General features: G+C 65.0%; 14 protein-coding genes and 1 tRNA gene. 7 read left to right on the forward strand and 8 right to left on the reverse strand.

Features of this window, described 5'->3' with window-relative positions:
- Nucleotides 1-40: 40 nt before the first annotated feature.
- The 3 genes from argJ to mutT all read left to right on the forward strand — a co-directional run bounded on the left by argJ (nt 41) and on the right by mutT (nt 2684).
- Nucleotides 41-1267, forward strand: a complete 1227-nt coding sequence (gene argJ / locus AC3G88_RS00205) for a bifunctional glutamate N-acetyltransferase/amino-acid acetyltransferase ArgJ (protein WP_488892921.1) — start codon at nt 41-43, stop codon at nt 1265-1267.
- A gap of 76 nt (nt 1268-1343) precedes the next feature.
- Entirely contained in the window at nt 1344-2234 is an 891-nt protein-coding gene (locus AC3G88_RS00210) for an ATP-binding protein (RefSeq protein ID WP_400392307.1), read from the forward strand.
- Between the two features lie 6 nt (nt 2235-2240).
- Nucleotides 2241-2684 carry an 8-oxo-dGTP diphosphatase MutT gene (mutT, locus tag AC3G88_RS00215; protein WP_488892922.1) on the forward strand — a complete coding sequence of 148 codons (444 nt, stop codon included), beginning with the start codon at nt 2241-2243 and terminating at the stop codon, nt 2682-2684.
- 130 nt (nt 2685-2814) lie between these two features.
- On the opposite strand, the gene yacG is transcribed toward mutT, so the two are convergent.
- From yacG to ispB, 8 genes are all read right to left on the reverse strand, one after another.
- Nucleotides 2815-3006: a DNA gyrase inhibitor YacG gene (gene yacG / locus AC3G88_RS00220; RefSeq protein WP_488773568.1), complete on the reverse strand. Its 192-nt coding sequence runs from the start codon at nt 3004-3006 to the stop codon at nt 2815-2817.
- An 8-nt stretch (nt 3007-3014) separates the two neighbouring features.
- Complete coding sequence (gene zapD / locus AC3G88_RS00225; protein WP_092601271.1) at nt 3015-3773, reverse strand: cell division protein ZapD; 759 nt, start codon at nt 3771-3773, stop codon at nt 3015-3017.
- Nucleotides 3774-4032: 259 nt separating this feature from the next.
- Nucleotides 4033-4656 (reverse strand): dephospho-CoA kinase, encoded by a 624-nt coding sequence (gene coaE, locus AC3G88_RS00230; protein ID WP_488893147.1) that lies wholly within the window; start codon nt 4654-4656, stop codon nt 4033-4035.
- A gap of 88 nt (nt 4657-4744) precedes the next feature.
- Nucleotides 4745-5638 (reverse strand): prepilin peptidase, encoded by an 894-nt coding sequence (locus AC3G88_RS00235; protein WP_488892923.1) that lies wholly within the window; start codon nt 5636-5638, stop codon nt 4745-4747.
- Between the two features lie 15 nt (nt 5639-5653).
- Nucleotides 5654-6919: a type II secretion system F family protein gene (locus tag AC3G88_RS00240; protein WP_153947206.1), complete on the reverse strand. Its 1266-nt coding sequence runs from the start codon at nt 6917-6919 to the stop codon at nt 5654-5656.
- A 137-nt stretch (nt 6920-7056) separates the two neighbouring features.
- A complete protein-coding gene (gene pilB / locus AC3G88_RS00245) occupies nt 7057-8778 on the reverse strand; it encodes a type IV-A pilus assembly ATPase PilB (protein WP_488773566.1) in 1722 nt (573 codons plus the stop codon).
- Between the two features lie 348 nt (nt 8779-9126).
- A tRNA-Pro gene (locus AC3G88_RS00250) sits at nt 9127-9203 on the reverse strand.
- A 106-nt stretch (nt 9204-9309) separates the two neighbouring features.
- Complete coding sequence (ispB, locus tag AC3G88_RS00255; protein ID WP_488893148.1) at nt 9310-10239, reverse strand: octaprenyl diphosphate synthase; 930 nt, start codon at nt 10237-10239, stop codon at nt 9310-9312.
- Nucleotides 10240-10746: 507 nt separating this feature from the next.
- Here ispB and rplU point away from each other — a divergent pair.
- The 4 genes from rplU (at nt 10747) to proB (ending at nt 13839) form a co-directional block, all read left to right on the forward strand.
- Nucleotides 10747-11058, forward strand: coding sequence for a 50S ribosomal protein L21 (rplU, locus tag AC3G88_RS00260; protein WP_008647259.1), 312 nt, complete (start codon nt 10747-10749; stop codon nt 11056-11058).
- A gap of 51 nt (nt 11059-11109) precedes the next feature.
- A complete protein-coding gene (gene rpmA, locus AC3G88_RS00265) occupies nt 11110-11370 on the forward strand; it encodes a 50S ribosomal protein L27 (RefSeq protein ID WP_066732378.1) in 261 nt (86 codons plus the stop codon).
- A gap of 202 nt (nt 11371-11572) precedes the next feature.
- A complete protein-coding gene (gene obgE, locus AC3G88_RS00270) occupies nt 11573-12670 on the forward strand; it encodes a GTPase ObgE (RefSeq protein WP_488892924.1) in 1098 nt (365 codons plus the stop codon).
- A 50-nt stretch (nt 12671-12720) separates the two neighbouring features.
- Entirely contained in the window at nt 12721-13839 is a 1119-nt protein-coding gene (proB, locus tag AC3G88_RS00275; protein ID WP_153947209.1) for a glutamate 5-kinase, read from the forward strand.
- Nucleotides 13840-13862 lie beyond the last annotated feature (23 nt).

Consider the following 13862-nt stretch of genomic DNA (forward strand, 5'->3'; position numbering starts at 1 on the left):
CATCAGGTGCATCACACAATTTGCAGCAAAGGAAACGAACATGCCCGTGAACTTGCCCCTGCCGCAGGCAGACAACCTGAAATCCGTCGCTGGCGTCGAACTCGGCTGGGCCGAGGGCGGTATCCGCAAGGCCAATCGCAAGGACGTGCTGGTGGTCAAGGTGGCCGAAGGCAGCACGGTGGCGGGCGTCTTTACCCAGAACCGCTTCTGCGCCGCGCCGGTGCAGGTCTGCCGCGAGCATCTGGCCGCGGGCGCCGGCATCCGCGCGCTGGTGGTCAACACGGGCAATGCCAACGCCGGCACCGGCGAACCGGGCCTGGCCGCCGCGCGCGCCACCTGCGACGCGCTGGCCAGGCAGCTGGGCATCGCCGCCAACCAGGTGCTGCCGTTCTCGACCGGCGTGATTCTGGAGCAGCTGCCCGTGGATCGCCTGACCGCCGCGCTGCCCACGGCCATCGCCAACGCGCGCGCCGACAACTGGCTGGCCGCCGCCGAATCGATCATGACCACCGACACGCAGCCCAAGGCCGCGTCGCGCACGGTGCAGATCGACGGCAAGACCGTGACCCTGTCGGGCATCAGCAAGGGTGCCGGCATGATTCGTCCGAACATGGCGACGATGCTTGGCTTTATTGCGATGGACGCCGCGGTGGCCCAGCCGGTGCTGCAGACGCTGGTGTCGCATGCGGCCGATCACTCGTTCAACAGCATCACGATCGATGGCGATACGTCGACCAATGACTCGTTCGTGCTGATTGCCTCGGGCAAGTCGGGCGTCAGCGTGACCGCCGCCGAAGGCCCGGCGTTTGACGCGCTGCGCGACGCGGTGACGTCGCTGGCCCAGGAACTGGCCCAGATGATCGTGCGCGATGGCGAAGGCGCCACCAAGCTGATGACGATTCGCGTGGAAGGCGGCAAGGATGTGGCCGAATGCCGCCAGATCGCCTATGCCGTGGCCCATTCGCCGCTGGTCAAGACCGCTTTCTATGCGTCGGACCCCAATCTGGGCCGTATCCTGGCCGCCGTCGGCTATGCCGGCGTGAACGATCTCGATGTGAACCGCGTCAACCTGTGGCTCGACGACGTCTGGGTGGCACGCGATGGCGGCCGCAACCCCGACTATCGCGAGGAAGACGGCCAGCGCGTGATGAAGCAGGCCGAGATCACGGTGCGTATCGCGCTGGGCCGTGGCAATGCCGACGCCACGGTGTGGACGTGCGACCTGTCGCACGACTACGTGTCGATCAACGCCGATTACCGTTCGTAAGTCGTAGAACCTTCAAATTCTCGACTTTCGCCCGTCGCCTTTCGTATTCCGTCATTCGTCTGAGAAGAAGCGCCCCATGTCCGACCTTGCTGCCCGCCTCGACAACTTCCTCGCCCGCCTTGAACAATGGCTGCCGCCCGAACTGACCGAGGCGGACTGGAAGGAGGCGGTGGCATTCCGCTGGCGCAAGCGGCAGAGCCTGTTCGGCAACATCGGCTATCTGCAGGCTATCCGCCAGCTGCCGCCGATCCACCTGAACGACCTGAAGAACATCGATCGCCAGAAGGACGCGATCGTGGCCAACTCGCGCCAGTTCGTGAAGGGACTGCCGGCCAACAACGTGCTGCTGACCGGCGCGCGCGGCACAGGCAAGTCGTCGCTGATCAAGGCCATCCTGAACGAATTCGTGAAGGATGGGCTGCGGCTGGTGGAAGTGGACAAGGACGACCTGGGCGACCTGGGCGACATCGTCGAAAGGCTGGCTTCGCGGCCGGAACGCTTCGTGATTTTCTGCGACGACCTGTCGTTCGAAGACGGCGAGTCGGGCTACAAGTCACTGAAGTCGGCGCTCGACGGTTCGGTGGCCGCGCAGTCGGACAATGTGCTGATCTATGCCACGTCGAACCGCCGCCATCTGCTGCCCGAGTACATGAAGGACAACGAGACGTACCAGCACACGTCCGATGGCGAGATCCATCCGGGCGAGGTGGTGGAAGAGAAGATCTCGCTGTCCGAGCGTTTCGGCCTGTGGCTGTCGTTCTACCCGCCGAAGCAGGACGAGTACCTGGCGATCGTCGGGCACTGGCTGTCGCACTTCGGCTGCACGCCGGCCGATATCGAGGCGGCGCGCGGCGACGCGCTGATCTGGGCACTGGAGCGCGGCTCGCGTTCGGGCCGGGTGGCCTGGCAATTTGCGCGCGACTGGGGCGGCAAGCATGGCCAGCCGTTCGTGGCGGACAAGGAATAACGGGGCATGACGGCGCAGGTGGAAACCGTGACGACGGCCGACGGCCAGACGCGCAAGGTCACGGAGGTGGCCGTGGGCGTGATGATCCAGTCCGATGGCCGCTTCCTGCTGGCACAGCGCCCGGCGGGCAAGCCGTACGAGGGCTACTGGGAATTTCCGGGCGGCAAGCTGGAGCCGGGCGAAACGGTGGAAGACGCGCTGGCGCGCGAACTGCACGAGGAACTGGGGCTCGACATCCTGCGCAGCGAACGCTGGCACACGCTCGAACATGATTACCCGCACGCCTATGTGCGGCTGTATTTCTGCAAGATCACCGACTGGCGCGGCGAGCCGGTTGGCAGGGAGGGCCAGGCTTTTTCCTGGCAGGCGGTACCCGTGGACGTGGGGCCGCTGCTACCGGCGACCATCCCGGTCGTCGAATGGCTGGCGGAGGAATCCCGCGCCAGCTGAACGCAGGCAAGGCATGCCCGGCTACAAGCCGGGCATTTCCGTTGGCGACGGCGAGAGAGTGCGGAAGCGCGCTATCGGCGATCCCCTCTGCCGCCATGCAGCCGAGGGGAGCCAGCCCTGCGACGCGTCGTCAGTCTTCCTCGTCCGCCGGCAGGTCTGGCGATGGTGATTCGTCCGGCTTGCCGCCGATGACGTACTTCTCGGCCGCCCAGGCGCCGAGGTCGATCTGCTTGCAGCGATCGGAGCAGAACGGGCGGAACTTGTTTTCCGGCACCCAGGCGACATCCTTGCCGCAGGTGGGACACTTGACGACGGCTGGCATCGCGAACTTCAGAAATTACAGAGTTTGAGCAGGAAGGGGATATCCGCGTCCACCGAGCGCGGCCGCATGTCGCCGTCCTGCTGGGTAAAGCGGACCCAGAGCATGTACTTGTTGGCGCTCATCTCGGGGATGAAGGCCAGCAGCGATTCGTCCAGGTACACCTGCATCAGCTGGTAGCTGCGGCCGGACAGCATCTGCTGATAGCTGCCGCCCGTGGCGATGACCTTGCCGCTCTGGCCGGACTCACGCAGCAGGCGCAGCACGATGGTCGCGCCCATGCGCAGCGAGGTCAGCGGCCGGGCCCACTTGAGGATATCGGCCTGGCGGTCTTCGGCGGGACGGTGTTGCCAGGCGTAGTAGGCCGGCAGGTCGAATTCGCAGGTGCCGCCCGGGATGATCGCCCGGCTGCGGATGCTGGTGAGCCACTCGTTGTCGGTCAGCAGCTGGCCGGCCTTGCCAACGGTCTGGCTCAGTGCTGCAATGCCCTGTTCGACTTCGGTAATGACGCTGACCAGTGCATCCTGGTCGATCTGCGGATTGGCACGCAGCGGCGCCAGGGCCTGGCGCTGACGCTCCAGTTCCTTGATCAGGTCGGTCTTGAGATCGGCACGGCCGGCAACATCGATGATCTCGAAGATCGTGGTGATGGCAACGTGGTGCTGCAGCGGATGTTCCTGCCCGAGGAAATAATCCAGCCGATCGAACAGGTCTTCCAGGCGCAGGAGCGTCCTGATGCGTTCGTTGAAAGGATATTCGTACAGGATCAAGTCGGTATCCGTGCTGCGCGCCGAATGGCGGTTCGTAGGCGAGGGCGCCCGGCGGTGCTGCCGCCGGTTTCTCCGCGCACGCTGGTGGTCCAGCCGTGGCGCAGAGGCCGGGAGCCGTCACTCGGTGCTTTTTCCCCGGCATGTTTCAGCGCATTCTATGCGAGTCGGAGCCCAACCACAAATCGAAAGTTCCCCGGGCGGCGCAGACCGAACAGCCGAGGCGCCGCGCGAAACCCAACCGGGTGATCCTTGGGTCGTCTTATGCGCCGGCCGGCCGCGCCGACAGACTGCGATACAGCGCATCGAGCCGCGCCACTTGCGGCGCGAGTGCGTCGGGCGGGCCATCGTTATCGATCACGTCGTCGGCCACGGCCAGGCGTGCCGCCCGGGTGGCCTGCTTGTGCATGATGGCCAGCACCTGGTCACGCGTGAACCCGTTGCGGCCCATGACCCGCGCCACCTGCGTCTCTTCCTGGCAATCGACCACCAGCACGCGGCCGACGCGCGCCCGCCACGTGCCCGATTCCACGAGCAGCGGCACCACGTAGATCAGATACGGATGCTGGCCGGCAGACCGGATGGCGGCCGCACGCGCCTCGGTCAGCTGGCGGATCAGAGGGTGGGTGATGCCTTCGAGCCGGGCCTTGGCCGTGGGGTCGGAAAACACCAGCGCGCGCATGGCGTCGCGGTCCATGGCGCCGTCGGACCGCAGGCAGCGCGGGCCGAAGGCTTCCACCAGTGGTGCGATGGCCGCGCCGCCGGGCGCGGTGATCTCGTGGGCAAGCAGATCGGTATCGATCAACGCGGCACCGCGCTCGGCAAACATGTCCGCGACGCGGGTCTTGCCGGAGCCGATACCGCCTGTAAGGCCGATTTCCAGCATGGGGGCAGGCAGGGGGGTCATTGGCGAATGGTGCCCACGATACCAGTTTTGCACTTCCCTGATTGCGATGCGGGCCGGTCTGGCGTCGCTAGTGGCCCGCGATCAGCCCCAGCGGCAGCACGTCCGGGCCCAGGAACAGCACGATCAGGCCGGCCCCGGCGATATACGGGCCGTACGGAAACGCCGTGTCGCGGCCCTTGCGCTGGACCACCAGCATCAGCCCGCCGATGATCGCGCCGACAATCGACGACATCAGAATCAGCGCAGGCAGTGCCTGCCAGCCAAACCATGCGCCCAGCGCGCCCATGAGCTTGAAGTCGCCGTGGCCCATGCCGGCCTGGCCGCGTACCAGCGTGAACAGCAGGTTGACCGTCCACAGCACCAGATACCCGGCGGCGGCCCCGATCACGGCATCGGCCAGCGGCGCAAACCATCCTTGCAGGTTCAGCAGCAGCCCCACCCAGAGCAGCGGCAGCGTGATCTGGTCAGGCAGCAGCTGGGTATCGGCATCGATCAGGAACAGTGCCACCAGGGCCCAGATCATGACGATGGCGGCCAGGGCCTGGGCGGTCGGGCCGAAATGCCACATTGCCAGTGCGGACAGGACCCCGCTTACCGCTTCCACCAGCGGGTAGCGGATGCTGATCGGCGCCTTGCACGACGAGCACCTGCCCCGCAGGAACAGGTAACTGACGATTGGCACGTTTTCCCACGCCGCGATCTGGTGCCCACAGTGCGGGCAGGCCGAGCGCGGCACCATGAGGTTGTAACGCCCGGGATGCGGCAGGGGCTCGCCGCGCAGTTCGGCAATGTAGTTGGCCTCTTCGTGATCCATCATCCTTGGCAGGCGATGGATCACGACATTGAGAAAGCTGCCCACGAGCAGGCCCAGCAGACCGGCCACGACGATCAGGAAAGGCGCCGGCACCAGCGCCAGGGCATCCAGCGTGACGGCCCCGGCCGGTCCAAAAACTGCTTGCATGCGAGATACCTGTTGTTAAACCACCTGGCCAAGCTTGAAGATCGGCAGGTACATGGCCACCACCATGCCGCCGATCAGCACACCCAGGATCACGATGATCAGCGGCTCGATCAGGCTCGAAATGGCAGCCACGGCGTCGTCCACCTCACGCTCGTAGAATTCCGCCACCTTCAGCAGCATGTTGTCCAGCGCACCCGATTCCTCGCCGATCTGCGTCATCTGCAGCACCATGTTGTCGAACAGGTGCGTGGCCTGCATGGCGTTGGTCAGGCTGGTACCGATGCGCACGGCCTGCTCGATTTCACGCGTGGCATCGTAATACAGCCAGTTCCCGGCCGCACCGCCCACCGATTCCATCGACTCCACCAGCGGCGTGCCGGCCGCGAACATCGTGGCCAGCGTGCGGGTCCAGCGCGCGACCACGGCCTTGCGGAACAGGCTGCCGAAGATCGGCATCTTCAGCAGCATCTTGTCATGCCATCGCTGGACTTTTTCCGATGTCTTGCGGGCGCGGAAGTAGGCGACGATCGACAGGATCGGCGCGCCGACGATCAGATACCAGTATTCGACGAAGAAATCGGACATGCCGATCACGACCTGCGTAGGCGCCGGCAGCGCCGCGCCGAAGCTCGAGAATACGCCCTTGAAGGCCGGGATCACGAACAGCATCAGCACCACGGTCACGGCAAAGGCCACCGACAGCACGGCGATCGGGTAGATCATTGCCGACTTGATCTGGCTCTTCAGCGCGATGCTCTTTTCCATGTACAGCGACAGGCGCTCGAGCAGCGCGTCGAGAATACCGCCCTGTTCCCCGGCATCGATCAGGTTGCAGTACAGCGTGTCGAAGTACTTCGGCTGGCGCCGGAAGGCCTGTGCCATGCTGCTGCCGGACTCGATATCGAAGCGGATGTCGTTCAGCAGCTGGGTGAAGTTCGGGTTGGCGTGGCCGCGCGCGATGATGTCGATCGATTGCAGCAGCGGAATGCCCGCCTTGAGCATGGTCGACAGCTGGCGCGTGAAGTACGCGATGTCCTTCTCGGTGATCTTCTTGCCGCGCGCCGCCTTGCGCTTCTTCATCTTGACGACGGTCAGGCCCTGCTTGCGCAGGGTGGTGGTGACCTCCGCCTGGCTCTCGGCCCGTTGCTCGCCCTTGAAGGACTTGCCCTTGCGGTCCTTGGCCTCCCACTCGAAGATGTATTGCGTGGGCGCCTTCCGCCCTGTCCTGGCCCGTGACGGCGCTGCCGTCCGGGCGCCCGCCGCTGGTGCGCGCGTCGCCATGATTTGACCCCCGAAGTATTGCTATTGCTATTGTTTTTGGACCTCCGCAACCCGATGCGGATGCCCGTATGCGCGGCCGGCTCTGCCTTTCGTACTGTCCCCGGCCGCGCGCCTGGTCAGTACCGCCTTGTCCGTGACTAGCTGTTCGTGGTCGCCAGCACTTCTTCCAGCGACGTGATGCCCTGTTTCACCTTCTGCAGCCCGGCCTCGCGCAACGATAGCACGCCCTCTTTACGGGCCTGTTCGGCGATCTGCAACGCCGTGCCGTGCGACAGGATGATCTGCTGGATGGCCTCGGTGATGGGCATGACCTGGTAGATGCCGCAGCGCCCCTTGTAGCCGCTGCCGTTGCAGCGTTCGCAGCCCACCGGGTGGTACGGCTTCCAGCTGCCGTCGATATCGGCTTGCGTGAAGCCGGCATCGAGCAGCACCTGCGGCGCCAGGTCGCCCGCGCGCTTGCACGAGCACAGGCGGCGCGCCAGGCGCTGCGCGGTGATCATCAGCACCGACGACGCGATGTTGAACGGGGCCACCCCCATGTTCATCAGGCGCGTCAGCGTGGTGGGCGCGTCGTTGGTGTGCAGCGTCGACAGCACCAGGTGGCCGGTCTGCGCAGCCTTGATCGAGATATCGGCGGTTTCCAGGTCGCGGATTTCGCCGACCATGATGATGTCCGGGTCCTGCCGCAGGAACGACTTGAGCGCGGCCGCGAAGGTCAGGCCGGCCTTGTCGTTGACGTTAACCTGGTTGACGCCGGGCAGCTGGATTTCCGCCGGGTCCTCCGCCGTGGAAATATTGATGTCGCCCTGGTTCAGCATGTTCAGGAACGTGTAGAGCGACACGGTCTTGCCGCTGCCGGTCGGGCCGGTGACCAGCACCATCCCGTACGGGCGCTTGATGACGTCGAGCAGCAGTTCCTTCTGCGCCGGCTCGTAGCCAAGCTGGTCGATGTCGAGCTTGTCGGTGGACGAATCGAGAATCCGCATCACGATCTTCTCGCCGAACAGCGTCGGCAGGGTCGATACCCGGAAGTCGATCGCCTTCTCGATGGTTTCCTTGCTGTCCTTGTCCTTGGGCACGGAGATCAGCAGCTTCATCCGGCCGTCCTGCGGCACGCGCTTTTCGGAAATGTCCAGCCGCGACAGCACCTTGATGCGGGTGGCGATCTTGTCGCGGATGTCCAGCGGCGGGCGCGCAACTTCCTGCAGCACGCCGTCCACGCGGAAGCGGATGCGGTAGAAGAACTCGAACGGCTCGAAATGCAAGTCCGATGCGCCGCGATTGAACGCTTCGTTCAGCAGTTTCTGCAGGAAGCGCACCACCGGAGCGTCGTCGATGTCGTTGCCCGGCCCCTTGCGCGCGGCAGCCGCGGCCGACGGGTCGTACTCGATCATCTTCTGCGCGGTCGGCGTCACCGGCGAGATGTTCTTTAGCGTGCCGAGCGTTTCACCGGCGGCCTGCACATGCTTCATGAGCTTGTCGTGCTCGACCACGACCGTTTCGACCGTCAGGTTCATCTTCTGACGGATGGCCTCCACGCCGGCCTGGTTGGCCGGGTCGGACGTCGCCACGATCAGCCGGTTCTCGCGCCGGCCCAGCGGCAGCAGGCGGTGGGCGTGGAATTCGCGGTTGCCGGCCAGCACCGACGGCACGCGGTCCAGGCTGTATTGCGACAGGTCCAGCAGCGGCAGCCGGTATTTGTCGGCGGCGAAGATCGCTACGTCGTGGGCGGACATCGTGCCGCTGCCGATGATCTCGTCGATCAGCTGCGTTTTCTTTTCCCGTGCCGATTGCTCCAGCTGGGCGAGCAGCGCCGGAGCGATCCGCCGGCTCTGGGCAAGCGCAAGACCTAGTGTCATGGTCGAAAGTCGATGCAAGGTGCGCAGGCTGCCGAAGGCTGGGCGGAAAACGGCGGACGGCGCGGTTGACAGCGTCGGGACGGCGGGCGCGGGTCCCAGGATCGGGGCAGTTTGCCGTCGGGGTCACTTTTTGTAAAGCTGGCGCGCGGGCGCGTTGGCGTTTGCGCGACACGGCTGCAACCCTACTTGCGCGGGGGGCGGAAAGAGGGGTGGCGCGGTCCGGCGGAAAGAAGGGGGAAAAGCAGGGGAGGGGCGGGAGACAAAAACAAAAAAGCCGCACATCGCTGTGCGGCTTTCTGCTGATACCTTGATGTCCGGCAATGCCCTGCATCACCTTGCATCGAAATCTGGTCGGGGTGAGAGGATTCGAACCTCCGGCCTCTACGTCCCGAACGTAGCGCTCTACCAGGCTAAGCTACACCCCGATTTCTGTTGCGCGCTGACAGTGTGTCGTCAGCAGCAAAGAACAAAATTCTAGCGGCGTTTCCCGGAGTTGGCAAGCACCATCTCAAGAAAAAGTATCGTCCGCCGTCAGCTCTGCCGCTGCAGCGAGAACGCGCACAGCTCGATCAGCGTGTTCTTGAGCGGCGAGTCCGGAAACTGCATGGCGGCCCGCTCGGCGGCTTCGGCCTCGTGGCGCGCGGCCGCGAACGTGACTTCAAGCGCGCCGCTGGCGTGGATGGCCGAGAAGACGGCGTCGAAGTGTTCGGTGCCGCCTTGCACGATGGCGTCGCGGGCCAGTTCGCGCTGCTCGGCCGTGCCATGCTCCAGCAGGTGCAGCAGCGGCAGCGTGGGCTTGCCTTCACGCAGGTCGTCGCCGGCGTTCTTGCCCATCTGCTCGGCGCTGGCCGTGTAGTCGAGCATGTCGTCGATCAGCTGGAATGCCGTGCCGATACGCCGGCCGTAGTCGGCGGCCGCTTCTTCCATGGCGGCGTCGGCGCCGGCCAGTACCGCGCCCAGTTGCGCCGAAGCCTCGAACAACTTGGCCGTCTTGTACCGGATCACCTGCAGGTAGCGTTCCACGGTGACATCGGGGTCGTGCATGTTCAGCAGCTGCAGCACCTCGCCCTCGGCGATCACATTGGTGGCGTTGGAGAGAATCTCCATGATGCGCATGCTGCCGGCGTCGACCATCATCTGGAACGCGCGCGAGTAGAGGAAATCGCCGACCAGCACGCTGGCGGCATTGCCGAACACGGCGTTGGCGGTCTGGCGGCCCCGGCGCAGTTCGGATTCGTCCACCACGTCGTCATGCAGCAGCGTGGCGGTATGGATGAACTCCACCACCGCGGCCAGTTCGTGATGGCGATGGCCCTCGTAGCCGAACGCGCGCGCCGACAGCAGCAGGATGACCGGGCGCAGGCGCTTGCCACCCGCGCTGATGATGTATTCGCCAATCTGTTCGACGAGCGGGACTTCCGACGACAGGCGTCGGCGGATCACGGCGTCAACGGCGCGCATGTCGGCAGCGACCGGGGCAAGCAAGGCAGTGGCGGAAGACTGGGACAAGATGGGATCACCGTTTCGCAAAACCGGAGGATTATATGCGATGCCGATGTGACTATGGCTGTCGCTGGCGCGGGATGGAAGGGAATGTCAGGCGCGGCGGCGCAAGGGTGTCTGCGGCGGCGCTGGCGCCCCTATAATGCCGCCATGGACAAGCCCCATGCATCCCGCCGGCATGTCCGCCGCACCGCCTGGTGGGTGGCGTTCGCTGCCCTGGCCGGGTTTCTGCTGGCCGACCTGACCTGATCCTGCGCGCAACGCTGGAAGTGCGCCGCCCGCCTCAACCGGCGTCCGGCCGGCTATCCCGTTGTTTTCTTTGCGCTTTTCCGTAAACCGGATTATAATTTGCGGTTCCTTCGGTCGCGTTTCATGCGCGCACCGTCTGCGGCGCACGAAACGGCGCCGGCTCCGGGCCTCCCGGGGCAGCATTCATCGTTTCAATCAACATCGAGAGGTTCGACAATGTACGCGGTCGTAAAAACCGGCGGCAAGCAATACAAGGTTGCTGCTGGCGAAAAACTGAAAGTAGAACAGATACCGGCTGACATTGGCGCAGAAATCACGCTGGACCAGGTGCTCGCAGTGGGCGCTGGCGACCAAATCAAGTTTGGTACGCCGCTGGTGAGCGGGGCTTCCGTCAAGGCTACCGTTATCGCCCAAGGTCGTCACGACAAGGTGAAGATCTTCAAGATGCGCCGTCGCAAGCACTACCAGAAGCGTCAGGGCCATCGTCAGAATTACACCGAACTGCGGATCGAAGCCATCGTTGCCTGAGCCACGGCTCGGAAACAGGTTTCCTCGCAATAGGTCAACAGGAGTTAAGACATGGCACAGAAAAAAGGCGGCGGCTCTACGCGGAACGGACGTGATTCGGAATCGAAGCGTCTGGGCGTGAAGGTGTACGGTGGTCAGGCGATCAACGCCGGCGGCATCATCGTTCGTCAACGCGGCACGCGCGTGCACGCTGGCGACAACGTGGGTGTCGGCAAGGACCACACGCTGTTTGCACTGGTCGACGGCCACGTGCAGTTCGCAGTCAAGGGCGCTGCCAAGAAGCAGCAAGTCAGCGTCGTTCCGGCGGCCTGATAACAGCCTTTGCAGCACGAAAGGCCCCGCAAGCATGCGGGGCTTTTTTATTTTCGACGCGCCGGCAAAACGTTTCTGGCGTCGTTGCGCGGCCTTGCCGTAACATTTGTATTATCTGCGGCCACGCGCCCTGGCCCGAACCGCTTCGCTCCGTTTGCTGGCGTTTCGCGGGTGCAAGCCGGATCCTCATCGGAAAACCAACATGAAGTTCATTGACGAAGCCCGTATCGAAGCGATCGCCGGCAATGGCGGCAACGGAAGTGCTTCGTTCCGGCGCGAGAAATTTGTGCCCTTCGGTGGCCCCGATGGCGGCGACGGCGGCCGTGGCGGCAGCGTGTTCGCGCAGGCCGACCGCAATATCAATACGCTGATCGACTTCCGCTATGCCAAGAAGCACGTGGCCCGCAACGGCGAGAACGGCCGCGGCTCCGACTGCTATGGCGCCGCGGGCGAAGACATCACGCTGCGCATGCCGGTGGGAACGCTGATCACCGACATGGATACCGGCGAAGTCATCGCCGACCTGACCGAGCACGGCCAGCGCGTCTGCCTGGCCGAAGGCGGCATGGGCGGCTGGGGCAACCTGCACTTCAAGTCGAGTACCAACCGCGCGCCGCGCCAGCAGGTCGACGGCAAGCCGGGCGAGCGCCGCATGCTCAAGCTGGAACTGAAGGTGCTGGCCGACGTGGGCCTGCTGGGCATGCCCAATGCGGGCAAGTCCACCTTCATCTCGCATGTGTCGAACGCCCGCCCGAAGGTGGCGGACTACCCGTTCACGACGCTGCATCCGAACCTGGGCGTGGTCCGCGTGGACCATGAGCAGTCGTTCGTGGTGGCGGATATCCCCGGCCTGATCGAAGGCGCCGCCGAGGGTGCCGGCCTGGGCCACCAGTTCCTGCGCCATCTGCAGCGCACCGGGCTGCTGCTGCATATCGTCGATATCGCGCCGTTCGACGAGAATGTCGACCCCGTTGCCGAGGCCAGGGCCATCGTCAACGAACTGAAGAAGTACGACGAGACGCTGTACAACAAGCCGCGCTGGCTGGTGCTGAACAAGCTCGACGTGGTGCCCGAGGAAGAGCGCGCCACACGGGTGAAGGACTTCATCAAGCGTTACAAGTGGAAGGGCCCGGTGTTCCATATCTCGGCGCTGACCGGCGAAGGCTGCCGCGAGCTGGTCTACGCGATCAAGGACCATCTGGCCGCGCTCAAGGCCGAAGAGGCCGCCGCGCTGGCCGAGCCCGACATCCGGCTGGACGACCGCCTGCACAACGTCGACCGGGGCGACCAGCCGGCGTAAGCTGTCACACCTCAACACAACTACCACGGCTCGGAGACAGGGAACTCGTCATGCAATCGGTCATCGCCCAGGCAAAGCGTATCGTCGTCAAAGTGGGGTCGAGCCTGGTCACCAACGACGGCAAGGGGCTGGATCACGACGCCATTGCGCGCTGGGCCGCCCAGATCGCCAAGCTGCGCGGGACGGGCAAGGAAGTGGTGCTGGTCAGTTCCGGGGCCATTGCCGAAGGCATGCAGCGGCTGGGCTGGACCCGCCGGCCGAAGGAAATCCATGAACTGCAGGCCGCCGCCGCGGTGGGCCAGATGGGACTGGCCCAGGTCTACGAGAGCCAGTTCGGCCGTTATGGCATCCGCACGGCGCAGGTATTGCTGACCCACGCCGACCTGGCCGACCGCGAACGCTATCTCAATGCGCGCTCCACGCTGCTGACGCTCCTGAGCCTGGGCGTGGTGCCGATCATCAACGAGAACGACACCGTGGTCACCGACGAAATCAAGTTCGGCGACAACGACACGCTGGGCGCCCTGGTCACGAACCTGATCGAAGGCGATGCGCTGGTGATCCTGACCGACCAGCGTGGCTTGTACACGGCCGACCCGCGCAAGGACCCGGATGCCGAGTTCGTCCACGAGGCGCTGGCCGGCACGCCGGAACTGGAAGCCATGGCGGGCGGCGCGGGCACGTCCATCGGGCGCGGCGGCATGCTGACCAAGATCCTGGCGGCCAAGCGGGCCGCCAAGTCGGGCGCGCACACCACGATTGCGTCGGGCCGCGAGCAGGACGTGCTGGGCCGCCTGGCGGCAGGCGAAGCCATCGGCACGCAGCTGCTGGCGCCCACGGGCCGGCTGACGGCGCGCAAGCAATGGATGGCCGATCACCTGCAGCTGCGCGGCCGCGTGGTCATCGATGCCGGCGCCGTCGAAAAGCTGACGGGCGGCGGCAAGTCGCTGCTGCCGATCGGCGTGACCGAGGTGCAGGGCGAGTTCGCGCGCGGCGAAGTGGTGGCCTGTGTCGACAGCAGCGGCCGCGAGGTGGCGCGCGGCATCACCAACTATTCAAGCGCCGAGGCCAGGCTGATCGCCCGCAAGCCATCGTCGGAAATCGAGTCGGTACTGGGTCATCTGAACGAGCCCGAGCTGATCCATCGCGACAACCTCGTGCTGGTCTGACGCGCGTCCGCCGAAGGCCGGAT

It is taken from the genome of Cupriavidus sp. 86D6, assembly GCF_057815095.1.